At 40.0% G+C, this 22,362-nt stretch carries 23 protein-coding genes; 9 read left to right on the forward strand and 14 right to left on the reverse strand.

What is annotated here, in order from left to right; genetic code table 11:
* Positions 1-41: 41 nt before the first annotated feature.
* Positions 42-155, forward strand: coding sequence for a hypothetical protein (locus ACO0K4_RS12480; RefSeq protein WP_422955401.1), 114 nt, complete (start codon positions 42-44; stop codon positions 153-155).
* Positions 156-1,022: 867 nt separating this feature from the next.
* Positions 1,023-1,679: a hypothetical protein gene (locus tag ACO0K4_RS12485; RefSeq protein ID WP_422956963.1), complete on the forward strand. Its 657-nt coding sequence runs from the start codon at positions 1,023-1,025 to the stop codon at positions 1,677-1,679.
* A gap of 149 nt (positions 1,680-1,828) precedes the next feature.
* Here ACO0K4_RS12485 and ACO0K4_RS12490 read toward each other — a convergent pair whose 3' ends face one another.
* The gene (locus ACO0K4_RS12490; protein WP_422956964.1) at positions 1,829-2,710 is read right to left on the reverse strand and encodes a polysaccharide deacetylase family protein; all 882 of its coding nucleotides are present in this window, start codon (positions 2,708-2,710) and stop codon (positions 1,829-1,831) included.
* Positions 2,711-3,560: 850 nt separating this feature from the next.
* Between ACO0K4_RS12490 and ACO0K4_RS12495 the strand changes: the two genes are divergently transcribed.
* From ACO0K4_RS12495 to ACO0K4_RS12510, 4 genes are all read left to right on the forward strand, one after another.
* A complete protein-coding gene (locus tag ACO0K4_RS12495; RefSeq protein ID WP_422956965.1) occupies positions 3,561-6,155 on the forward strand; it encodes a TonB-dependent receptor in 2,595 nt (864 codons plus the stop codon).
* Positions 6,156-6,170: 15 nt separating this feature from the next.
* A complete protein-coding gene (locus ACO0K4_RS12500; RefSeq protein WP_422956966.1) occupies positions 6,171-7,166 on the forward strand; it encodes a YncE family protein in 996 nt (331 codons plus the stop codon).
* A gap of 89 nt (positions 7,167-7,255) precedes the next feature.
* Positions 7,256-7,918, forward strand: coding sequence for a response regulator (locus ACO0K4_RS12505; RefSeq protein WP_422956967.1), 663 nt, complete (start codon positions 7,256-7,258; stop codon positions 7,916-7,918).
* A complete protein-coding gene (locus ACO0K4_RS12510; protein ID WP_422956968.1) occupies positions 7,915-9,231 on the forward strand; it encodes an ATP-binding protein in 1,317 nt (438 codons plus the stop codon). Before ACO0K4_RS12505 ends, ACO0K4_RS12510 begins: the two co-directional genes overlap by 4 nt.
* 30 nt (positions 9,232-9,261) lie before the next feature.
* Here the strand turns inward: ACO0K4_RS12510 and ACO0K4_RS12515 are convergent, their stop codons facing one another.
* The gene (locus ACO0K4_RS12515; protein ID WP_422956969.1) at positions 9,262-9,669 is read right to left on the reverse strand and encodes a hypothetical protein; all 408 of its coding nucleotides are present in this window, start codon (positions 9,667-9,669) and stop codon (positions 9,262-9,264) included.
* A 174-nt stretch (positions 9,670-9,843) separates the two neighbouring features.
* Between ACO0K4_RS12515 and ACO0K4_RS12520 the strand changes: the two genes are divergently transcribed.
* Positions 9,844-11,517 carry a SulP family inorganic anion transporter gene (locus ACO0K4_RS12520; protein WP_422956970.1) on the forward strand — a complete coding sequence of 558 codons (1,674 nt, stop codon included), beginning with the start codon at positions 9,844-9,846 and terminating at the stop codon, positions 11,515-11,517.
* 329 nt (positions 11,518-11,846) lie between these two features.
* Here the strand turns inward: ACO0K4_RS12520 and ACO0K4_RS12525 are convergent, their stop codons facing one another.
* From ACO0K4_RS12525 to ACO0K4_RS12565, 9 genes are all read right to left on the reverse strand, one after another.
* Positions 11,847-13,067 (reverse strand): DUF2252 domain-containing protein, encoded by a 1,221-nt coding sequence (locus ACO0K4_RS12525; protein WP_422956971.1) that lies wholly within the window; start codon positions 13,065-13,067, stop codon positions 11,847-11,849.
* 111 nt (positions 13,068-13,178) lie between these two features.
* Positions 13,179-13,376, reverse strand: a complete 198-nt coding sequence (locus ACO0K4_RS12530; RefSeq protein ID WP_422956972.1) for a hypothetical protein — start codon at positions 13,374-13,376, stop codon at positions 13,179-13,181.
* 276 nt (positions 13,377-13,652) lie between these two features.
* Positions 13,653-14,948, reverse strand: coding sequence for an ATP-binding protein (locus ACO0K4_RS12535; protein ID WP_422956973.1), 1,296 nt, complete (start codon positions 14,946-14,948; stop codon positions 13,653-13,655).
* Between the two features lie 38 nt (positions 14,949-14,986).
* A complete protein-coding gene (locus ACO0K4_RS12540) occupies positions 14,987-15,649 on the reverse strand; it encodes a response regulator transcription factor (RefSeq protein ID WP_422956974.1) in 663 nt (220 codons plus the stop codon).
* A gap of 190 nt (positions 15,650-15,839) precedes the next feature.
* Complete coding sequence (locus ACO0K4_RS12545) at positions 15,840-16,301, reverse strand: hypothetical protein (RefSeq protein ID WP_422956975.1); 462 nt, start codon at positions 16,299-16,301, stop codon at positions 15,840-15,842.
* Between the two features lie 30 nt (positions 16,302-16,331).
* Positions 16,332-17,114, reverse strand: coding sequence for a hypothetical protein (locus ACO0K4_RS12550; protein WP_422956976.1), 783 nt, complete (start codon positions 17,112-17,114; stop codon positions 16,332-16,334).
* A gap of 86 nt (positions 17,115-17,200) precedes the next feature.
* Positions 17,201-17,797 carry an undecaprenyl-diphosphatase gene (locus tag ACO0K4_RS12555; protein WP_422956977.1) on the reverse strand — a complete coding sequence of 199 codons (597 nt, stop codon included), beginning with the start codon at positions 17,795-17,797 and terminating at the stop codon, positions 17,201-17,203.
* A 54-nt stretch (positions 17,798-17,851) separates the two neighbouring features.
* Positions 17,852-18,190 (reverse strand): PepSY domain-containing protein, encoded by a 339-nt coding sequence (locus ACO0K4_RS12560; protein WP_422956978.1) that lies wholly within the window; start codon positions 18,188-18,190, stop codon positions 17,852-17,854.
* 163 nt (positions 18,191-18,353) lie between these two features.
* Entirely contained in the window at positions 18,354-18,524 is a 171-nt protein-coding gene (locus ACO0K4_RS12565; RefSeq protein WP_422956979.1) for a hypothetical protein, read from the reverse strand.
* A gap of 255 nt (positions 18,525-18,779) precedes the next feature.
* Between ACO0K4_RS12565 and ACO0K4_RS12570 the strand changes: the two genes are divergently transcribed.
* The gene (locus tag ACO0K4_RS12570) at positions 18,780-19,028 is read left to right on the forward strand and encodes a GlsB/YeaQ/YmgE family stress response membrane protein (protein ID WP_422956980.1); all 249 of its coding nucleotides are present in this window, start codon (positions 18,780-18,782) and stop codon (positions 19,026-19,028) included.
* 55 nt (positions 19,029-19,083) lie between these two features.
* The gene (locus ACO0K4_RS12575) at positions 19,084-19,422 is read left to right on the forward strand and encodes a hypothetical protein (RefSeq protein ID WP_422956981.1); all 339 of its coding nucleotides are present in this window, start codon (positions 19,084-19,086) and stop codon (positions 19,420-19,422) included.
* A gap of 109 nt (positions 19,423-19,531) precedes the next feature.
* Here the strand turns inward: ACO0K4_RS12575 and ACO0K4_RS12580 are convergent, their stop codons facing one another.
* The 3 genes from ACO0K4_RS12580 to ACO0K4_RS12590 all read right to left on the reverse strand — a co-directional run bounded on the left by ACO0K4_RS12580 (position 19,532) and on the right by ACO0K4_RS12590 (position 22,356).
* A complete protein-coding gene (locus ACO0K4_RS12580) occupies positions 19,532-20,086 on the reverse strand; it encodes a hypothetical protein (RefSeq protein WP_422956982.1) in 555 nt (184 codons plus the stop codon).
* A 223-nt stretch (positions 20,087-20,309) separates the two neighbouring features.
* Positions 20,310-21,698 (reverse strand): sensor histidine kinase, encoded by a 1,389-nt coding sequence (locus tag ACO0K4_RS12585; protein ID WP_422956983.1) that lies wholly within the window; start codon positions 21,696-21,698, stop codon positions 20,310-20,312.
* Positions 21,682-22,356, reverse strand: a complete 675-nt coding sequence (locus ACO0K4_RS12590; RefSeq protein ID WP_422956984.1) for a response regulator — start codon at positions 22,354-22,356, stop codon at positions 21,682-21,684. The genes ACO0K4_RS12585 and ACO0K4_RS12590 overlap by 17 nt, the downstream gene beginning before the upstream one ends.
* Positions 22,357-22,362 lie beyond the last annotated feature (6 nt).

A 22,362-nucleotide genomic window follows, 5' to 3' on the forward strand; every position in this document is an offset into this window, starting at 1 on the left:
CAGGACATTGGTATCAAGGCAGCGTACGCCCTATGCCCGCGATGCTTGTAGAGCAAATTACAATAGCGCCAAGTCCTAATCATTATTGGATACCAGGGCACTGGAAATGGCATAGTAATGAATGGGAGTGGGTCAAAGGGCGCTGGAATATTTAAGTGCTTGACTGCCAGCATCAATCGGCTTTGCTGGCAGGGCTTGCTATTGCCTCAATTCGACTACGTTTTTTTAGTTAATCGAAGTGAATTTTTCGTATTTATGGATGTACGTCGATACATATACAATTGCGAGAATTCGTACCGCTGTACCTGCGATCGCGCAAACGCTGCCGCGAACGAGCAGGAGTAGATCCAGTTACGCCCAATAAACTAGCCGTGGGAAGCGCTTATCTTTCAGCGACAATTGAAATTGAAAAACCAGATTAGGGTGGCGTACTACAGACGGCAAAAAGCGCAAAGAATATGCTCTATCGAACTGTAATATGAACTCAAAATTCATATGGATCACTGCATAAATTGATCATTGCCCGTTATTAAGATGCCTCATCGATACCGTATATGTTTCGGTTGAACTTACCAAAAGCTCTAGATCTTAATAAATGTTACTTGCATATTACCGATACTTCGGTAACGTTATGGAATTCGACGTATCTACGAGACACTGTTTGTCCAAAGTTACAAGTCTCGTGTGGAAATATTGTGTCGGGATTTTTGTTGAGACAGCGTAGAAGATGGTTTGCAATTATGAAGGACCATAAATTTCTTATTTTTCAGTATGAAACTAAACGATGGCGCCTTCGTAGAGACAACGAATTTGGTGTCACAAAAGGCTTCTTTAGATAATTTAAGATTTATAAAACTGACCAGGTCATGTTCAAATTCTTCTTCAACGGGATGTTATCTGTGAAAAGAGATGTAGCTTTGCTCGATATTTTTTAATCAGATAGAAGAAAAGCAAAGTGTGTACCCAATCGTAGAGATAGCTTGGTGATGCGTTTTCAAGGTATCTTTTACTAAGGAAGCTTAATGAAAAGTTTAGAAGAGCGCGTCCAGATGTGCGAGCAGGAAAATGCTCGCCTACGTAAGCAACTTAGCTGGCAAAATAAATTCTTGTTGGTTAGTTTTCTTCTGGCGATTGGAGGAGGAGCGATTGCAGGTGGAAGTTTAAAGCAAGAGGTTTTCGAAAGCATCAAGGCGAAGGAAATCATCGTGGTGGATTCAATGGGTTCCGTGCGAGCACGATTAGGAGGCGATTTACCGGACGCTATTATGGCGGACGGCCGCGTTGCAAAACGGGGGTCAAAAGCCTCTGGATTAATACTTTACGACGAGCAAGGTATCGAACGTGGTGGCTATGTTACTCAGGATGAGGGAAGTAACGCGATGTTGACCCTCGACTCTAAATACAGCCAAGTAGCTTTGTTTGTTGCGGGGCCAGATGAGAGCCAGGCCAGCGCCTTAAAACTATGGACAAAGGGAAGTGCAATTGAGCTGCGGTCTGACCACAATGGTTCCAGACTCAGTATTTCCGATCAGCAAGGTGTGAAGTTTCAGCAACCCGAGGTTGGGCTCTCTTCAGACAATTGTGCAGAGTACAAAAAAATCGAAAAACCAAGTTTAGCAAAGCAATATTGCCAAGGTCGTTTTACAGAGCGCGCTTGCATTGCTTGCTTGGGATTTTAATCTCTTTGGGTTCAACTCTCGGTCCTTTGGAGGAGAAGGGTGATTAAAAGCTAGCGCTTTGAAGAGCGCGTTAATATCCCTTTGCTTGCGGCAAGGTGCTCTATTTGCTTATTTAATCAAGTAATTAGCTAAATAAAACAGTACTATTTTTAATGAAAAAAAACTTTGGACTCATCCTCGCCAAGAATACCAAACGAGAATCCATCATCAAGTAATTTTTGAACTAACGCGTCCAATTGGTTTAATGTGTTTGGATGAATTTCATGCATTAAAATAATCCCACCGTTATGCGCTTGGACGGTAGAAATAACATGTTGGAAAAAATTATTTCGATTTTGTGGCAAAACGCCACAGCTTAAAGCCTCTTTAAGATCTACCGATCCTTTGTGATCAAATGCCCAGTCACAAGAATCAATATGCCATCCGATAATTTTATAATTTCTTGATTTTAGTAATTGATTCGATTCACACGAGGAATTGCCGTATGGATAACGGAATAAAAGCTGATCTGTAATCTGGAAAAATAAGGCTGAACTTTTTTCGATTTCAAGTACTTGTTTCTCTTCCAGAATGTCATGAAAATTTGGGTGCGACCAGGAATGGTTTCCTATTGACGCTAACGGCGACTGCCGCACTAATTTTACTAACGAAGGATGTAATTCTACTTTTTCACCAATCATGAAAAAAGTTGCTGGAACGTGATACTTGTTGAGTACTTCAAGAATATGTTCCGTTTGACCTGGTTCAGGACCATCATCGAAAGTAAGATATATTTTTTTCTGAGTTGGAGGGATGCTAATTTCGGATTCAAAACGACATTGATGTTTTAAGTTTTCTTGACCTGAATTCATATGTTCAATCAGTTTTTTTAGACGATGCTTTTTTATTGATTTCGTCTCCTCACTTATAGAATGAATCTGCAGCGTATTTGCTAGTTCGTCTGCTTTTGCAAGTATTGGTGCGAGAGTAAAAATAAATAAATAAATAAATTTCAAATAACTGAAAATGGCTGAATTGAATAAAGATTGCATATGGTAATTTTTTGAAATTCTGTTGTGATAAAACATTGAGCTTGAACGAAACAATTAATCCTAGTTAGTTGTCTAGAGATATTAGCTAGATAGTTGCTTTTAGCATGTCATGCTAAAAAAGGCTAATTAATCAATACACTTAGTTAAAATTTAAAAAATTAAAAGCGTAAGTAGCGGCATGCCTCAATACATTTCTTTGCAGCTTACCGTGTTAGCTATTTCTCATTAATATGGAATTGAATAATTCAGTAACTATTACTCGCCACCTTATTAAATTAGATTGTAGAAAATAGGTCACATTTATTTTACGTTAGCTCTTGGAATTCATCTCGGCGATATTGGCTTTGCCTGTCTAAAAGGAAGGTGTTTCGAGTACTACAATGAGTTTTAGAAACTAAAAATGGTGCGTTCCACCGAACGAAATACGATATTTTATTTCATGTTTTATTGTTGAAAATATGAAAAAAATATTTGGAAATACATTAGCCTAATAAAATGGATTTGGCTTTTAATTGCTTCCACAAATAAAAAAAGAAAAAATTATCCTCTCTTAATACTTAAAATTTCCTTAATTTTAAGTAAATACAACGACTATTTTTTCCCTTATTACATGTAGTTTTCTCGTAATAAATACTCCCTAAGCTTCGTTCACAAATATCTTCCAAAAACCAGTCGTCACTATTCGATCCTGTCTGAATAGCGATAGAAACATCGTTTTTGGAGAGATATTTTCTACTGGTAAATAGTCGCCAGATTTACATCCCGTATTTATGATGCGAAACTTTGAATTTGTATTTCATCTGGCTCGTATTTTTTACGCGGTACTTATTAATTTTTATTGAAAAATATCATGCGAAAATTAGATACGAAAAAAACGTTGATCTCAATGTTGATCTCACAAATTTTTATGACATCGGCTTTTGCTGTTGAAGGCGACGCAAACAATTCAGCTATTGAAACAGTGGTTATTGAAGCTCAACGAACGTCAAATGGAGTAGCTCGTAAGGCACAAGAGGAGGCGCCAAACCTGATTAATTTATTGACTGCGACTGAGATGAGGAAGTTGCCAGATGTGAATATCGCAGAATCGGTACGTCGAATTCCTGGCATCTCACTTGAAACCGATACAGGAGAAGGGCGTTTCATTAATATTAGGGGATTAGATGCAGACTTAAATAGCACAACATTTGGAGGCTTGCGTCTCCCTCCATCGAATAATGCGACACCATTTTCGGGCGGACGAGCTGTCGCATTAGATGCTATACCAACGGGATTGGTTGGCGCAATTACTGTCACAAAAACGAATCTTCCCGAGCAGGATTCGGAAGCGTTAGGTGGCACAATTGAGATTACACCTAAAACTGCTCCACTCAATGGGAAGCCCTTTTTTGAGGGACGTATTGGAACTGGGCGAGAGCAACTTCGTCGTACCAGTATTACCGATCTTTCTTTCTCTGCAGGAGGACGTTTTGGTGGGGACGGCGCTACCAAATCGATAGCAACAGCCTATTCCGATAATCCATTTTCTGTTGTAATTACCGGCGCATATTATGAAGATAAGCGCGGTATAGACGATGTCGAACCTGCATTCGTTGACGATGGTATCAACTCGGCACTCGCTTACGCTGGTTGGGACCAGCGTTGGTATCAATATAATCGAAAACGTCACGGTGTCGGGATGGACTTTGGCTACCAAGCCGATTCAAAAAATAGTTACTACATACGTGCATTCGATGCTGGTTATACTGAAACTGTTTTGCGTCAACGTCTCACAATCACTCCTGACGGCAATCCTTTGTCAATCACTGGCGGATTAAGTGATGGCTTGGGAGTAAATGGATTTGATAAAACATTGCGTCAAGAAAAAGAGACTATTAACAATCAAGTATTCGTTATCGGTGGAAAAAATCAATTTGATGACAAAGTAATTGATTATCGGTTAGGAATGACTAAGGGATCCTTTGATAAAAAATACGACTACAACTCAGACTTTAATTACACACCAAGTGGCACTGCAACTATCGTCTACAACAACCTTGGTTCAGGTAATACGCCAGCATTCGTTACCGGTACAGATTATTTGAATCCGTCCAATTATTCTTTAGTTAAATTCCAAAATAGTACTCAAAATATTTCTGATAAAGAGTGGTCAACCGCTATCAATGTTAAGTTTCCAGTATCGTGGGGTAGGTTTGATTCCGAAAGTTTAAAGCTTGGTATCAGTACAAGACTACGTACAAGAGAGGTTAACGGGCAACCCTATTCTTATCTTGGGATCCCTGCACTTTCAATGACAGATGCTTCTTATGGACCCAGTGTGACCTTTTATGATGGAGCGTATAAGAATGGTCCGCAATTAAGCCCAGATGTGCTTCAGAGGCTTTTGTCTGGTTACCAAACGATTAGCACTAATAACAAGGTAAATGCCGCTCTCCAGTACCAGAAGGACAAGGAAGATGTCTATGCAACCTATGGTCAATATCAGATGAACATCGACAAGCTTGGTGTTGTGACCGGTATCAGGATTGAAAGCACTCACGGTACCTATGATGCTAACGGAAAGGGTGTTGACATAAACGGCAACGTATTCGTTACACCCGTAAGACAGGGAAAGTCATATACAAATTTCTTCCCTAGTCTGCAGGCTCGGTATGAGTTAGAAAAAGGTCTTATTGTGCGCGGAGCTTATTCTTCAACGATTGCGCGACCAGGTTTCAATCAAGTAAATGCTTCGCTCAATGTCGACCCAAGTGCTAATACAGTTTCTAGAGGAAATCCAGATTTAAATCCTGTTACGGCGAATTCGTTTGATATCTCTGTTGAAAAATATTTATCTAACTCGGGTATTGTTTCTATTGGTATTTTTGACAAAGAGATAAGTAACTATATCGCAAACAATTTAACCAATCAGACTTTTCCCAATAACGGACTATTTGCTGGGTTCGTTGGTGTCGCGCACGTGTACTCATACACTAACGTTGGGAAATCCCGTGCTACTGGGATTGAATTCAATTATGAACAGAAGTTTAAAACACTCCCTGATTTGTGGAGCGGGCTTGGTTTTGGCGCTAATTATACGTATGTCAATTCTCGTTTTGAAATCCGACCAGGTGAATTTGCCTCAATGCCGTCAACATCGAAACAAACAGCAAATGCTAATCTTTCTTATGATCGAAATGGCTTAAATTTACGACTTGGCGCATATTATGTCTCACGTAACTTATGGGCAATTGGTGGTAGTAGTGCTTCTGATAATTTTTCAGAAGCACGTACGTCAGTTGATTTCGGTAGCTCATATGCGATAAACGACTACACCTCGATTTACTTTAACGCTAAGAATCTGACTAATACACCACTTCAATTCTCAGAAGGTGCGTCAAATAGGACGATTCAACGTGAATTTTATGGTGCTACCTACCAAATAGGTCTCAATATCAATTATTAATTACGCGAGAATAAAATGAACCTCACAATTATCACATCTTCATCAATGGCAACTTTATTACTAGGGACTCTTTTCGTCAGTCCCTTTGTAAGCGCATCGGAATCTGGATACAACTTAGCTCAACAGTGGTCTCTTGGGAAAATATCAAAATGGGATTATTTGGACATAGACCCAGTTCGTCAGCGTTTATTTTTAACTAAGTCCGACCATGTCCAAATACTCGACGTGAATTCGGGTAAGCAAATCGGTGAAATTCCAAATACCTTAGGTGTTCATGGCGTTGCATTTGCGGAGAACTTGAAAATTGGCTTTACTTCAAATGGCAAAAGCAATTCAGTAACAGTTTTTGATCTTGACTCTTTAGTGGTAAAGCAAGAAATAAAAATTAGTGGACTCAATCCCGATGCCTTACTTTATGAGACGGCCAGTCAAAAGCTTTTTGTGTTTAATGGAAAATCTGCAGACGTAACAGTAATAGACGCAAAAACTTTGAAAGTAATATCTACCATTGCAACAACAGGACGCCCAGAATTTTCTGTCAGTAATCAGGCCGGTAAAATATATTTTAACGTTGAGGACAAGAATGAAGTCCATGTAATTGATGTCGCCACAAACAAATTGATTTCAAAGTGGCACTTAGATGGGTGTGAGGAGCCAACTGGATTAGCTATTGATATCAATGGAGAACGACTGTTTTCAGTATGTCAAAATAAAAAAATGATTGTTACCGACGCTAAAACTGGTAAAAAAGTGGCAGCAGTTGATATTGGTGAGCATCCAGATGCAGTTATATACGATCAAGAAACGTCAACTATTTTTTCCTCAAATGGTGATGCTGGAGGATCGCTATCAGTGATTCATCAACGAGATGTTAATAACTATGACCTTGTTGAAAACATTAAAACTGCGCAAGGTGCAAAAACCATGGCGATGGATATGAAATCAAAGAAAATATACTTACCCGCGATTCTGAATAATACATTTACGATTATGACGTTCGCAAAAAAATAGAACGGCCATTTGAAAAAGAAGAGCGTCGTTTGCAGCCATAACGGCTCTCTTTATTTTTTGTAGCCTGAAAATAGTGTGAGTGCAACGTTATGCGAATTTTGCTTGTTGAAGATGATCCGATGATTGGTGGCAGTATTGAGGAGGGGTTGCAAAGTCAGTTCTATGCTGTTGATTGGGTTAAGGATGGCATCAGTGCGTCCTTGGCGTTATCGTCTAACGTATATGATTTTGTATTACTAGACTTGGGATTGCCAAAAAAAACCGGATTAAAGGTACTCGAGGAATATCGTCGCTACGGCGGAAACTCACCTGTCATTATTCTTACCGCAAGAGATACGACAGATGATCGAGTGCTGGGACTAGATGCCGGTGCAGATGACTACTTAGTTAAACCCTTTGATCTTATTGAATTGTTTGCCAGGATAAGAGCGGTCATGCGTCGAAAGTTAGGTAGGGCTCAGCCGATTCTATCTTGTCATGGCGTATTCCTCGATCCCGCAAGCCATGAGGTTAAACTACATGGGGGCCTGATCTGCTTGTCTGCACGTGAATTCGGATTACTTTATGCGTTAATGGATCCTGTCGGTCAGGTCGTCTCTAAATCTCAGCTAGAAGAAAAGCTATATAGCTGGAAAGATGAGATAGAAAGTAATACGATTGAAGTCTATATCCATCATTTAAGAAAAAAATTCGGTATTGGTTTTATTAAAAATGTTCGTGGCGTCGGGTACGTTATTCCATTGCAGTTATGAAGACAATTCGTCAGAAATTATTGCTTTGGCTTTTAGGCGGAACACTCTTATATGCTCTTGTCGGTGGTGTGCTGTTATTTACCCAAATTAGTACGGAAACAAACGAACTTTACGACGATCAGCTTATGCAAATTGCTCAGTCGGTTCCTATGTCAATGATGTCAATACCATCAGCCGGAGATAATAGTAAATTTCATGAAAATTTCTCACTCCAGGTATGGGATTTAGATGGTAAGTTGATTTATGCCTCTAATTATTCTGTTCAAATACCGGTACATAAAATCAATGGATTTCAAACAGTTGAATTTAATAAAATAGCTTGGCGCATTTTTGTACGACGTACTCAAGATTATATTGTGCAGGCGGCACAACCTGTCTATGAGCGCGATATATTAGTCGGTGAAATGGCTTTTCGTTGCTTGATTCCGTTTATCGTTTTGATGCCGCTCTTAATATTATTAATATGGGGGGCAGTTAATAAATGCCTGATGCCGCTGAATATGCTGGCAAACAATGTCAGAAGTCGCTCTCCGGACGATTTGCATCCAGTGTCAACTGCTGGAATATCTCCTGAATTAGTGCCTCTATGTGAGTCGCTTAACGATTTATTGAAAAGGTTGAATTATTCTACGTCTCTGCAAAAAGAGTTTATAGCAGATGCTGCACATGAACTACGATCCCCTCTGACTGCATTAAAACTCCAGATTCAGCTAGTTGAGATGGCTACCGATAGCGATCAAAGAGACGTGGCAATCTCTAAAGTTCATGAACGAATTGATCGAGCAACTAACTTGGTGCACCAACTGTTGACTCTCGCACGTAACGAACCCGGATCCAACGATAGACCGCAAGTCCCAATTAATTTGAAATCTGTAGCTGAACAAACTGTGATCGATAATTATCAGTTAGCTGCAGCCAAAAAAATTGACTTAAGCTTTTCTTGGGAGGGTGCCTCTTTTGATATTTTAGGAAATTCTGACGATGTAAGGGTTTTGATGTCGAATCTATTAAGTAATGCGATTCGATACACATCAATAAATGGAGTCATCGAATTAGCATTAATTAACAAGAACGAGAAAATTATTTTTCGCGTATCAGATAATGGCCCAGGGATACCGTCTTATGAATATTCTCGAGTTTTCAATCGATTCTACCGATGCGAGCACACGGCAGCATGGGGGAGTGGATTGGGGCTATCCATTGCTAAAAATATTGTAGACAAACATTTGGCATCCATTCAACTACAACCTACGTCTGCCGATAAAGGACTGACGGTAGTAGTATCGTTTCCTATACTACTACCCTTGATCTGATGAATTGCAAATTTGAGGGAGTTGAATTAATTACTTGATTTGTGCGGCATCCTTATTCCGCTGATTTACATCCTCATTTCGCTCTTTACGATCGTGATGAAGTTCTTTTTTATCTTTTTTTAGATCATGTTTCTCATGATTTATTTCATGTTGTTCATGTTCACGGCGCTTTTCCATTTTTTCAGCACCAACCAAATTACCGTTTTTAATGTCTTTATCTTCCACGCGTTGGTCCATATTGCGTCTCTGACGATCCTCAGATAACTCCTTTTTATCTTTACCGATAGCACGCTTATCTTGGTGAATATCTTTATTATCTTGATGTATTTCTTTGTTATCTTGTTTGACCTGCTCAACGGCATTAGATGTCGTTGATTGGGCGAATGCCGATATAGAAAGTACTGTCATCAATGTCGTAAAAATGAGTTTCGTCTTCATTATGCTTCCCTTTTTAAGTAGATTAAGACGTTGAATGTCTTGTTCACATTAACGATGCTCATGTTAAATTCGATGACGGAATAGTTTCACCAAGTTGCAACAAACTGTAAGTCATTCAATGGGTGGCGGTTAATAGTGAGACTGTTAAAAAATAGTGTCTTCTGAATGTCAAATATGAAAATGAAAAATAATAGTTGGGGTATAAATATTATTGCGGGAATTTCGCTCGCAGGGTTATTACTTCCTGAGGCAGTTGCTTATTCAAGCATCGCGAATCTTCCTGCTCAGGCGGGTATCGTTGCATTGTTTGCCGGGCTCGCTTGCTATGGATTGATAGGTAATAGTCGATTTGCAATTGTTGCTGCAACTTCGTCATCGGCCGCAGTACTTGCTTCCGCATCCGCCGCAATGTCTACCGGAAGCAGTACGATGCGCCTGGATATTGCCGTGGGGCTCGTATTGTTGACAGGAGTCTTTTTTATTTTGGCTGGAGTTTGTAAATTAGGTAGTATTTCCGATTTTATTGCGAAGCCCGTGTTGCGTGGATTTGCGTTTGGACTTGCTCTTATCATCATCATCAAGCAAGCTGCCAATATCCTTCAAATTCGCTTACATCATACGGATATTATTCGTATTTTTAACGATCTATTTGGGCAAATACATTCGTGGAATTGGATTTCGGGTGTTGTCGGAATCGTCTCACTAATTTCACTATTTATATTTTCTAGAGTACCTAAACTGCCGGGAGGCTTAATCGTTATTCTTCTCAGTATTCTTCTTGGTAAATGGTTTGATCTTTCTCATTACGATATCCGATACGTTGGAGATATCGATCTTCGTCTAGAATCACCTTCTCTGCCAACGATGTCTTATCTGGAATGGTTACGAATAGGGGAAATGAGCATTGCTATGTTGATGATCTTATATGCAGAGTCTTATAGTTCTATTCGTAATTTCGCAATGAAACATAACGATCAAGTCTCACCAAACCGCGACTTGTTAGCTATCGGTTTCTCAAATATCGTTTCTGGCTTGTTTCATGGAATGCCTGTTGGCGCTGGATTTTCTGCAACATCTGCTAATGAAGCGAATGGCGCGACATCACGTATCGCTGGATTAAGTGCTTTGATGACGCTATTTGTGATTGTATTAACCTTGTTACCCTTAATTGCCATGACACCAGAGCCAGTTCTAGCTGCCATAGTAATTCATGCAGTAAGCCATACATTGCGACCTTCAACTTTTTATCCTTACTTCAAATTACGTCGAGATCGATTTGTCGTCATAGCGGCAGTTGTTTCAGTACTGTTTTTGGGCGTATTAGATGGGTTGCTGGTCGCCATAGGAGTTAGTCTGATAATGCTGTTGAAGCGTTTATCTGAGTCTGCGCTGTCTATTTTAGGGCGATTAAATGGTGGACATGACTTTGTCAGTAAAGCGACATATCCAAACGCACAATCGATTCACGGAATTTTGATTTTAAGGCCAGAGTCAGGCCTTTTTTTTGCGAATGCTGAACGTATTTTTAGTTTGGCAAAAAATTACATTTCTTTGGCTGGAGAAGATGCAAAAATTACTATTATTAGTTTAGAAGAGTCGCCTGATCTTGATAGTTCCAGTGTAGAGGCGATCATCAATTTTTGCGATGAGATGTCGGTTATTCGTAGATATGTTTTTTTCTCTCGCTTGAAATTTCCAGTACAAAAAGTTTTGATAGAAGCTGGGATTCAAAAAAATAGTTGGGTTAAGATTAGTGATCTTAGTGTCGACGAGATGGCTAAATTGGCTGCGAATGTACTTTTGAAAAACGCCCAACCAGAACATATTTCCAGTTCATCGGTGTACTGAAAAATGTCAGAAAATTACAAACGCTTTGGTGTTCCAAAACAGAATTTGGATGCTGCACAAAAGGCAAAAAAATATCAAAAAAATGCGAATTACTGCTGCTACGTTCCGACGCGTGATCAAGTTGCGAATGCAGACATTGACAGCGTAAAAAAGCTTCTTATTGACTGGATGTGTCACAGTCCCACGGAGCTAATTCCGAGTAAGACACAAATAGCCGAGGTACATGCCATATTAGTGGCAAGACCTGATGCCAACAGTCTCAGTGGGTTATTAACAATGTGTAGCTATTACATTAGTGGCGACTAGAGGACAATAATGGCAAACGATAGTTAAAAATTAAAAAAACCGTCGTCAAATGCACAAATATAAGATTTCCAGTCTTTATTAGTTTGCCTAGCACAATCGTCAGCGTAGGCTAATATTTGCGTATGCCATTGATTATTTTGACTATATTCGATAAGTTCGTCGGTGATTGTGGAGCCATCTCTTCCTGTACTACGAATATGTGCTGATGCAACGATTTCCCCCATCGCATGAAGTATGTTCTCCAGCTCACTCATGGAGTTCATAGAACGATCTAAAATAATTCTGTCTTCAACTGGTTGAAGTGCTCTTAAAAGGTAATCTGTTTTTTGTATTTTGACAGATTCTAAAAAAGACATAGATACTGCTTGTAGTCGAGACTGTAGTTCACGTGTTCTATGTGATTCAGTTTGCCATTTTGGTTGCTTAACTCTTAAATGAGAGACTAAAGACGAGGGTGAAGATGCTTTGAGATCGAGTAAGTAGTTACCATCTAGATGTCCCTTGCCATTGATCAAAATGATATAACGATCGAGCCCCAGACTACCAGTGCCGGCCACACGTCTAGCAATATCAATGGGACGAAAAAAATTGGGATCAGCCTGAGTTTTAGCGTATCCACTCATGAACTCAGCAATTAAATCAAACTGGCGTAATGACGCCGGGAGCGCTCTTTGCCCATCAACCTTTAATTTACGTTTGCCTTTTAGTGTATCCGTTCTTTTATTTAAGAATGCAGATCGTTTACGTTCTCTGAGATTGTCAAGTAACAGGCGGATTTTTCCATCAGCAGTTTCTCTCTCCACCCAGTAGCTTTTGCCTGATGAGAGCGTTGATCGATAGGACGTTAAAAAAACATCGCCTAATAACTGCGCATCTTTTTTCTTAATTCCAAGGCTGACCGAGCCAATCAGAATACTAGTAAGAAGTCTCACCAGGTCCCAAGTTAAGGGGGCGAGCGCAGCCTCATCAAAATCATTGATATCAAAATAGGTAAGACGATTATTACCCTTATAGCTTCCAAAATTTTCTAAATGTAAATCACCACAACACCAAACAAGAGGTGCGTCATTAAAGATATTTTCTTTTGGAAGCCGGTCATAAAATAAATGACATGTGCCTCGTAAAAATACGAAAGCATCGCTTCGCATTTTTTTGTATTTCAATACTAAACGCTCTTGCTCTCGACCTGTATTGAAATTTTTAATAAGTTCGCAGGCGTCTGTCATATTAATTTGATTTTTCAATACATAGCATTATTGAAAAATCTTTTTATGGGTAAACATCAGCCCACCAAAAGATATTCAAAAAATATGCTCAGCGAAAGTAATGTCTGAAAATTTATATCGTGAAATGAATTAAGAAAATCCACCAAGCTGAGCTAGTTTATGTTCTTGACCATCATGGCTCACAGAAACAACATCTATTTGATATGGAGCATTTAGCTCATGACGAAGTACGGCAGCTTTGTTAAATGAATTCAAAAAATCATCACCAGCTTCTACTGTTTTTGTAATTTCTTGTGCTTCATTTTGGCAAATTAATTGATAACGCATTGATAGAACTTTCCTGTGAAAATTAAATTTAAGATTTGAAACGAATATGAATACTAATGCTTTTTATGGTTAAATTTAGTAATTTTTGAAAATTTTCCTGATTCATAATTCACAAAAAATTAAGAAACAATCTAAGTAGTCATCAGTAGATGAAATTGTTTAAATCAACTTTTCGTTATATTTTTGAATTTTGCTTTGTCGGTTGAAGTAATTAAGTCAAAAAATAGCCGTTTCAACTCTTTTTTGCCGCATGATAATGCATCTTATCTAACTAGATTAATGAGATTTTAAGTTAAATATTGCTTTTACACTTAATCCTATTAATCCCTCTTCTGACCGGATATTTTCTATTTGAACATCAGCACCAATTCGTAAAGCAACGGATTGCACGATAGACAGCCCAAGCCCAGAACCAATTTCGTCACTACCTAGCACTCGATAAAAAGGATCAAATACTCTCTGCAACTCGTTGTCTGGAATGCCAGGACCCGAGTCAACAATTTGAATGATTACGATTGATTCATTCGAGTGAATCGAGATATCAACACGTCCTCCCTTTGGTGTGTAGCGAATTGCATTTTCTACGATGTTCTTGAGTAAAATTGTTAGATCAAACTCATTTGTTGATATGTGAATATCTGTTCTGCCGACAACGCCCAAATCAATATTTTTTTCTTCTGCTAGCGGCATTAGGTCTTCTAAAAGACGACGTAACACCAATCCAATTGAGATTTCTATTAGATTACCTTTTGAGGGTTCCTGCATCCGGGCTAGCATGAGCAATTGATCTAACAACAATCGTGAGCGATTTAATCCCCTTTGTAGTGTGACCAGGCGCTCTCTTGCCGAATCGGACATATCCGCATTAGATAATCTTTCTGCTTGTAAGGATAAAGCAGTTAACGGAGATCTAAGCTCATGTGCGGCATCGGTAACAAACCGTCTTTGTAACGCGATAGTGTGCCGGACACGAGAGAGCAAATGATTGATCGATGTGACAAAAGGGATAATTTCATAGGGTACGTAATCGTCACTGACTTCATTCAAATCATGTTCGGAGCGAACGAATAAATCAGACGCTAATTGTCTCACCGGCCTAAACATTTGGCGAATCAAATTTCGAATCAATACCAAGAGAAGTGGAATCAATACTAAGAATGGCATCAAGGTTCTAAACGCACTGTCTCGAGCGACCTCATCACGAACCGCAGTCTGCTGACCAACAGCAATTCGTGAGCCAGATGATAGTGACTTGACAAAAAATCGCCATGACTCACCATCAACGATGATTGTCTGTATGCCTAAAGGCAACTTATAAGATAAAGCAAGTCCATGATCTAAATCGGCTGATAGTTCGTTTGGGTCATTGGGTAATACTTGAACTACTACACGTGAGTCGGGATCAATATTGGTAAGGCTGTCCTGGCTATTAGTTTGCGCTGTAGAAAGCCGATAGCGACTTAACATTGACGCTATTTGCTTTAGTTGATCATCCTGTAGTTCATTTGCCTCTTGAAATGCAGAGGCAAATGAGAATATTCCAGCTGCAATGGCGACCATAATAATGGACACGCACAACCATACAGATAACTTAAACTGCAATGAATGCTTCAATTTCCTTTTGAAACCATCCATCCTACCCCCCGAACATTTTTTATCGCAGCATTGCCCAATTTTTTACGAATAGAGTGAATTAAAAATTCAACCGCATTACTTTCTACCTCTTGGTTCCAGCCATAGATACGATCCTCAAGGTCTGTGCGAGATAAAATCGCACCAGGACGTATCAACAGCGCTTGGAGCAGCGCAAATTCTCTTGCTGATAGGCGAACACGCACATCTTCAAAATTAGCTTCATGTGTGGCGGGATCTAAGGTTAAGTCACCGTTACTCATTAACGGAGCGGCTATTCCTCCTTTACGCCGAATTACCGCGCGCATACGGGCGAACAATTCTGCCATTTCAAATGGCTTTACTAAATAATCGTCAGCGCCACTATCCAGGCCTCGCAGACGGTCGTCTAGGGAATCTCTGGCCGTAATGACGATTAAGGGAATAGGATTATTGTCCTCTCGTATTGATCTCAGAACGTCAAAACCATCTTTTTTGGGTAGGCCTAAATCTAGTAATACGAGATCATATTGTTGCGCTTGAAGCGTAGACAGAGCATCTTGCCCGTGACGTATCCAATCCACAGCAAACGCGGCGTCTTTTAACGCACCTTGGATAGCATCTCCAATCATCTGATCATCTTCAATAAGAAATATTCTCATTTTTTTTGCCTAATCAGTGTCATGAATATCGATTTGCTTTGTAATTAAGCATAATCGATTTGATACTAAGCGGAAATCGCACTGAACGGAAATCGCACTGAATTTAAATAAGGAATATAGACCAAAAAATTTGGAATGTTCAATGCAGACTGAAAATTCATATTAGAGTTTTTATGGACATATCGTAGTCTCAATGAGGCTCTTGAAGAGTATCAAAGGTTTTTAACAACTCAGACATAGCAGTTTTACAGTCAACTTGATTTGCTGGGTCTGCGCGAAGTGCATTAAGGGCATGATCAATAGCCTTGTCTAAGGCATGCCAATCACTTGCAGCACGAGGTTTTAAACCTGCCTCTGCGGCGTCCCATGCGATTTCTAAATCCTTGATTCTAGTTTTAGCGACAGTAAGATTATCCTTGTCCACGATGGTAGAAACGTCAGCTGCGATCACACGAAATGTAGATAAGTCGCCTAATTTAGAAGCGGTCTTATTGGGTAATTGAGCTGCCGTCGAGGAGCTTGGACTTGTTATCGATGTACTGGTGACTGCGGCAGTACCGGTCTCAGGTTTTGAGCATCCAGAAACAAAGACCAAAGAAGTTGCTACTGAAATCGTAGCAAGGACGCGAGTAAGTGAATACAGGTGAGTCACGATAATTCCTTAATTGATGGTGATTTGATGTTATTTTGAGAGTTGTGCTTGCTGATCACTGTTCGCACTACATTGAGCGAAGACTACTAGGATGATGATTACGGATAAGAATAAGGCACTTGTCCACATCGCACCCATACCAAGTCCGCCATAGGTTTTTGCCTGTGTGAGCATATCGCCTAGCGCAGCACCAAACGGACGTGTCAGGATGTAACTTATCCAGAACGTAAGTACAGCATTTCCACCGAATCGCCAGATAGCATAGGTAGTAGCGATCAGCGTGCCGAATAATATTGTTCCCCATACAAAGCCAAGTCCAATGGCTTCCGTAGCGAGATCTCCTGCTGCAGTACCTAAAGCAAAAGTGCAGAGAATCGCCGACCAGTAAAATAATTCTCGGCTGTGCGTAACAATCTGATGGATAGATAAACTGTGCTCTTCCCAATACCAGATCAAAAAAATGAATCCCAATAGCAAGGCGAACGCCGCCGTACTGATATACAGGCTCACACCCAATCCATCGGTGAGCAAATCTGTAATTAAGGTACCCACTACGCTGACCAGAACCACGGTATACCAATAAATCCAAGGTGTATAACGGCGTGTACGTAATTGGATTAACAGAGCTACGACTAACAGTGCCCCCATGACTGCGCGCGTTATTCCTTGGCCCAAACCTGCGTTGACCGCAAGAAAATCGGCTCCAGTTTCTCCCACTGTTGTGGACATGATTTTGATAATCCAGAAAGAGAGTGTCACTTCGGGGACTTTATTGAATAACTGTGATCGTTGTGGCGTTGTTAGCATATTCATGAGTTAATTTTTTTATATAATTGGTTCGTCTTGGTGCTAGTTTGAAGCCTCAAACTTAGGCTATCCATAGGAGCTCAAACTACGCGTCATTTTTTTACCCATCCGATTCGGATGAGTTTTTTAAAAAGAAGGTGATGTATGCTGATAGTGATTTTGTAGGTAAAAGCTAGATACAAGCTCGATAGAATATAGCCTGACCAAGCACTTAAAACGGCAACCAAGATTGCACCCAACATGTCGAGTGGAAAATGAATACCCAGATAAATTCTTGCCCAAGCCATAGGTAAACCAAGTAACGTAAATGCAGCACCTATTGATCGAAAAGGTTGATAGCTTAAAAAGCTGAACGATACAGACCAGAGCAAAGTTAAATGATCGCTTGGAAATGATGAGTCGGCTACATGAGGAATCAAGGTTCGACCCAGTCCCATCATGAATGGCCTAGGATGCTGCCAAAGTGCGCTGATACTCTGGTTGAGTAGCAATCCAACTAGTCCAGCACAGACGGCTTCTAATAGGAATTTTCGTGTGGACTCATCACCACGTAGCCAGGTAATGATCAGGAAGATAGGAATCAAATAAATACAATATTCTGCGAAAAAAATAGCTAAGCTAACGACGATCTGGATTGGATGTGCTGAGGCATTGAGCCAAAGGAATAGATTTTGGTTTAGTTGTTCCATAGGGTTAAATCAAGAATTGCCTCTAAAATTTAGAGGCAATTTATTAATCATAAATTAGTCTGGTTTGTCGTGATCATCGTCGCGATCCGCTTTGTCTTCAACAGAAGAAATGATGCTACCTTTTTCAGCATCCACTCTGACGTCAAAGACTTTCGCTCCACTAACAACCTCTACGTCATATACCCAGCCAGCTTTACTTTGTTCGTATTCAACACGAGATGCTTTTCCATTGGCATGCTGTTCTGCGGTCGTGACAGCCTGTACCATCGTTACTTTCGCACTCGCTACTGCTATTGCGTCGTTCTCCGTTCCTTTGTTTGCATAAGCAAACGCACCTAAACTAACCGTTGTTAAACTCGTGATAGCGATTGCAATTTTAGTAAAACGAAACATGATGAATCTCCTTGAAGAAATCCGCAGATATTTGCGTAGTGAAAAGAGTAATGTCCCAGACTTAGCTAACACTGAGGACTTCGATTAATCTGAGGGTCAACAGCAATAAAAAAGCCAGCGATTGATTTACGCTGGCTTTTTGGACATTCTTTATTGTTGCCTATCATGCGAAGGTATTAATGGAGGTTCCTTTGCCATCTTCTTGAGCGCGTACTTGTGGAGATTCCTTTGCCTCTTCACTAGAACGTGTTTGTTGTACGGTTTGATTTTGCTTTGTTATTGGTTGTGCCAATGGTTGAGCTACTGGCGAATGAGTAACATTACCGATATTCATATTTACTCCGTCATAGACAGCACAAAATTGTGCTATTTCAGCCTACCCTAAGATACTTAGCTCAGACATAGTATCTAGACAGATGTTGCTTAGGTGATCGTAGTACTTAAAGCATTCCTTAATGTTACACGTCGGCTTTAGCAAGGTGTGTTAAATCAATTGATTTTAAAACCTAATGAATTAACAATACTCAATAGTTGGTAAAAAATAAATTATGTATCCTTTTTAAGTTCTAATTTTATATAGGAGAACCTTGTGCACATCATTTGGACCATCTTGATTGGTTTGGTTGCTGGTGCGATCGCTAAAATGATTCTTCCAGGGAAAAATCCTGGAGGGTTTATTATGACGGTGTTGTTGGGTATCGCAGGTTCCGTCGCCGCAACCTATTTAGGACATTTTATTGGTTGGTATCATGCTGGAGAATCAGCAGGTTTCATTGGTGCAGTTGTCGGTGCAATCTTGTTGCTAGGGATTTATCACTTGGCAACTAAAAATAGTTAATCGCCCTCAAAATAGAGGGGTCTAATTTTTTCAATTTAATCTTGAAAGTACAACAATGAAATTACTCATATCGTCATTTATATTGGGAACAAGCATACTAAGTGCTGCAAGTAGTTTTGCACAAACAGCACAAAGTGCATCCAACACAGTGAATCCGATCAAACCGAATGCCACGGTCGCTGCGTCCTCTTCTGCAACAACGGCATCAGCTAAAGTAAAGGTAGCCGCAGCTGGCGGTGCATCAGACAAAGTTTGGCTGAATACCAAGTCAAATGTATACCATTGCTTTGGTACCAAATCCTATGGCAAAACAAAAGTAGGTGAATATATGAGTGAGGCCGATGCAAAAACAAAAGGCGCGCACGCGGATCATGGTAAGGTTTGTTCTAAGTAAGAGCTAAATTAATAAAGCAAAAAGGTGGAAATAGCTCAACTATTCCCACTGTTTTCCTATATCCGAACCTTTAGTTTTTTCTTTTCTTTGCGTTTCTATTTCCGCTTACTTACGGCCAGAGCTGCCAAAAAATCAGAGCACTGACAGTACCGTAAATGAGCGCATCCAGCAGATTCTTCAGCGTTGCCGACCATGGACGTCCCATCCAGATGGACTCTTGCACACTACCTGTACCATAAGCGATCAAGGTAAAAATGCCGATAAAATGACCTGCTTGATGAGCATTGCCCGGGCTACCAAAAGCATGCAAAGCCAGCATAGCACCTAGTGCCGCAACTGCGATATTAAGCGCAAACCACTGCAACAGATATTTGCCCATGGCGGGAGCGCCTGGCGCACGCATGGTAATCAGCGCGACCGGACCATCACGGAATTTTTGCTGTATCACTTCCGATTGCATTTCCTTCATGTCAGGGCAGTGCGGCGTGACATACAAACCAGCACTTAACTTGGCGCTTCCCAAAACACGGCGCACCTCATCATCATTTGGCAAAGCACGATATTCAGAATTGTGCCATTTGAAAACCATGTGAATAAAACTGCTGGCAACAAATACAGCAATCGCTGCCGCCAGAATCGGTATCCATAAATGCAGTAATGTCATAACGTCTCCCTATTTGTGAATTATATGTTGTGCCAATTAGGCACCTGTGGGCGTTTAAGAAATATACGCTAGGAATGCTAGGAATTGTGAATCAAAAATAGGAGACATCGTATAAATTTATTGTGGTGCTTCCGCTGCATACGAAGTAGGTGAAGTTAGGATACAAACTACGCAGCAGAAGTGCGACAACCATCGCATATAGTTATTTGTTGAAATTCAGCTTTTATAAAATATTGAAATTGATAGAAACAACTAGTCCCGTTTCGTTGTCTGGAGCAGTGAGCTTGATCGTTGCATTTAGCATATCGCAGATTTCTTTGACGATAGATAAACCTAATCCAGAGCTGTTCGGTTTATCTTCGTTTAAGCGGTAAAAGCGTTCGAATACTTTACTATGCTGCTCAATTGGAATGCCAGGTCCGTTGTCAGAAACTTGTAATAATATTGAACTGCCTAAATTCTTAAGGGATATAGTCACCATGCCCTCTGTTTGCAGGTGTTGGATAGCATTTCCAACTAAATTGGAAACTAATTCACGCAGCAAATACCTCGATGCATTCACCATGCAATTTTCATCAAGTGCATCGATCCCTAGATCGATATTTTTTTGTTGTGCTAGAGGGGCAAGTTCTTCTATAACGGATTGTACGACTTCAGAAAACTGGGTGACAACTTGTGTATTTTTGTTGTGACGATTTTGTTCTATCGATGCGAGAACGAGTAATTGATTAATGACCTTAGTGCCGTTCACTATCGTTTTTTGAATCGCACTAAAAATATCTTTTTGAGATTGATCCAAATGGGTATTTCTATTTCCAAAATTAATTTGAGAGGTAATAATGGCAAATGACGTCCTTAATTGATGTGCGGTATTAGCGACAAATTGTTCATAAGACGTTAGGGTTTTATCTAATCTAGCAACATAATCATTCATGGCAAATATGACTGGTCTTAACTCGTCAGGTGCATTGTCTTCATCTAGTTTTTCTAATGACCCAGGTTGACGTTGCAATAATTTTTCACCAAAAAGAATTAATGGACTTAAAGTCCATCGAAATGCAATAACAAGTCCAAATAAAACTAAGGATAAGAGAATAAAATGCTCTCTCATCGTTAATAGAAAAAGTTCTTTTTTGAAGGCGTCATGACTGCGTAATGTCTGTGCTATTTGAGTAACTGCATAGTCATTGCTGGATGTACTGGGAAGTGCGTGAGCATACGCAATTACTCGTACCGGCTCTCCGCGAATATGTGTCAGGAAATACTTCTCCTGTTCGATCTGCAAGGTGCTTGAATAAGTACTCAGCTCCTCATCTCCTGAAATCAGATGACCATCTTTACTACGCACAGAATAAAAAACACGATCTTGATATTTACTGGCGAATAGTTCAAATGCCGCTGGAGGAATACTTATTTCGTATCCTCCATCAATTGTAATGAGTTGCTCAGAAATGATTTTTGCAGAACCTTTTAATAATTGCTCCTGAACTAAAGTGGCAATATTATCGGTACTTTTGTAAGTGACAAATAAGTCGATCGTAGAGATCAGTAATGTGGGCAGAAATACCCACAAAGCTAATCTACTTTTTAAACTTTTAAGGTGTAGCAACATAAGTCAACATGTATCCCAAGCCACGCAAAGTAATAATTTGCGCGCCAGAATTTTCTATTTTTTTTCTCAACCGTACGATATAGATTTCTAGCGCCTTCGGCGAAACGGTGTCATTGAGCGTAAATAAACCATCAGCCAATTCTTTTTTTGAGACGGTCTTCCCACATTTGCGAACTAATGCCTCTAGCACAGCATGCTCTCTTGGCGTCAAATTGATATTCTCTCCAGTATTACTAAAAATCTTAGTATTGCTGTTATAGGTTAAAAATCCGCACTGAATTATGGGATTTGCTTTCCCACTAGACCTCCTCAACAAGGATCGCAGGCGTGCTTCTAACTCCTGAATATCGAAGGGTTTGGCTAGATAATCGTCGGCGCCTAAGTTCAAATTTTCTATGATGTCACCTAAAGAATCCAGAGCACTAATGATCAAGACGGGAACATCATTATTTTTATTTCTGAGATCCCTTAATACAGTCTGACCCTTCACTCCCGGAAGTGTTAAATCTAAAAGAATTGCATCAAAATTTTGCGTTATTAAAAAATGCAATGCTTCTTCGCCAGTAAAAGCTTGCTCGACTGCATAACCTGATTGAGTTAGCAGACGCGTGAGCCAAGACGATAGTTCACGATTGTCATCGACTAAGAGTAATTTCATAGTTAC

It is taken from the genome of Undibacterium sp. RuTC16W, from assembly GCF_049339445.1.
Classification (GTDB): Bacteria; Pseudomonadota; Gammaproteobacteria; order Burkholderiales; family Burkholderiaceae_D; genus Undibacterium.

Bases quoted from the DNA above. Each gene is read 5' to 3' on its own strand.
- ACO0K4_RS12550 (WP_422956976.1), bottom strand. From the start codon at position 17,114: ATGAATATGCTAACAACGCCACAACGATCACAGTTATTCAATAAAGTC.
- ACO0K4_RS12540 (WP_422956974.1), bottom strand. From the start codon at position 15,649: ATGAGAATATTTCTTATTGAAGATGATCAGATGATTGGAGATGCTATC.
- ACO0K4_RS12510 (WP_422956968.1), top strand. From the start codon at position 7,915: ATGAAGACAATTCGTCAGAAATTATTGCTTTGGCTTTTAGGCGGAACA.
- ACO0K4_RS12580 (WP_422956982.1), bottom strand. From the start codon at position 20,086: ATGACATTACTGCATTTATGGATACCGATTCTGGCGGCAGCGATTGCT.
- ACO0K4_RS12490 (WP_422956964.1), bottom strand. From the start codon at position 2,710: ATGCAATCTTTATTCAATTCAGCCATTTTCAGTTATTTGAAATTTATT.
- ACO0K4_RS12555 (WP_422956977.1), bottom strand. From the start codon at position 17,797: ATGGAACAACTAAACCAAAATCTATTCCTTTGGCTCAATGCCTCAGCA.
- ACO0K4_RS12585 (WP_422956983.1), bottom strand. From the start codon at position 21,698: ATGTTGCTACACCTTAAAAGTTTAAAAAGTAGATTAGCTTTGTGGGTA.
- ACO0K4_RS12530 (WP_422956972.1), bottom strand. From the start codon at position 13,376: ATGCGTTATCAATTAATTTGCCAAAATGAAGCACAAGAAATTACAAAA.
- ACO0K4_RS12485 (WP_422956963.1), top strand. From the start codon at position 1,023: ATGAAAAGTTTAGAAGAGCGCGTCCAGATGTGCGAGCAGGAAAATGCT.
- ACO0K4_RS12500 (WP_422956966.1), top strand. From the start codon at position 6,171: ATGAACCTCACAATTATCACATCTTCATCAATGGCAACTTTATTACTA.
- ACO0K4_RS12565 (WP_422956979.1), bottom strand. From the start codon at position 18,524: ATGAATATCGGTAATGTTACTCATTCGCCAGTAGCTCAACCATTGGCA.
- ACO0K4_RS12480 (WP_422955401.1), top strand. From the start codon at position 42: ATGCTTGTAGAGCAAATTACAATAGCGCCAAGTCCTAATCATTATTGG.
- ACO0K4_RS12560 (WP_422956978.1), bottom strand. From the start codon at position 18,190: ATGTTTCGTTTTACTAAAATTGCAATCGCTATCACGAGTTTAACAACG.
- ACO0K4_RS12505 (WP_422956967.1), top strand. From the start codon at position 7,256: ATGCGAATTTTGCTTGTTGAAGATGATCCGATGATTGGTGGCAGTATT.
- ACO0K4_RS12515 (WP_422956969.1), bottom strand. From the start codon at position 9,669: ATGAAGACGAAACTCATTTTTACGACATTGATGACAGTACTTTCTATA.
- ACO0K4_RS12575 (WP_422956981.1), top strand. From the start codon at position 19,084: ATGAAATTACTCATATCGTCATTTATATTGGGAACAAGCATACTAAGT.
- ACO0K4_RS12520 (WP_422956970.1), top strand. From the start codon at position 9,844: ATGAAAATGAAAAATAATAGTTGGGGTATAAATATTATTGCGGGAATT.
- ACO0K4_RS12590 (WP_422956984.1), bottom strand. From the start codon at position 22,356: ATGAAATTACTCTTAGTCGATGACAATCGTGAACTATCGTCTTGGCTC.
- ACO0K4_RS12495 (WP_422956965.1), top strand. From the start codon at position 3,561: ATGCGAAAATTAGATACGAAAAAAACGTTGATCTCAATGTTGATCTCA.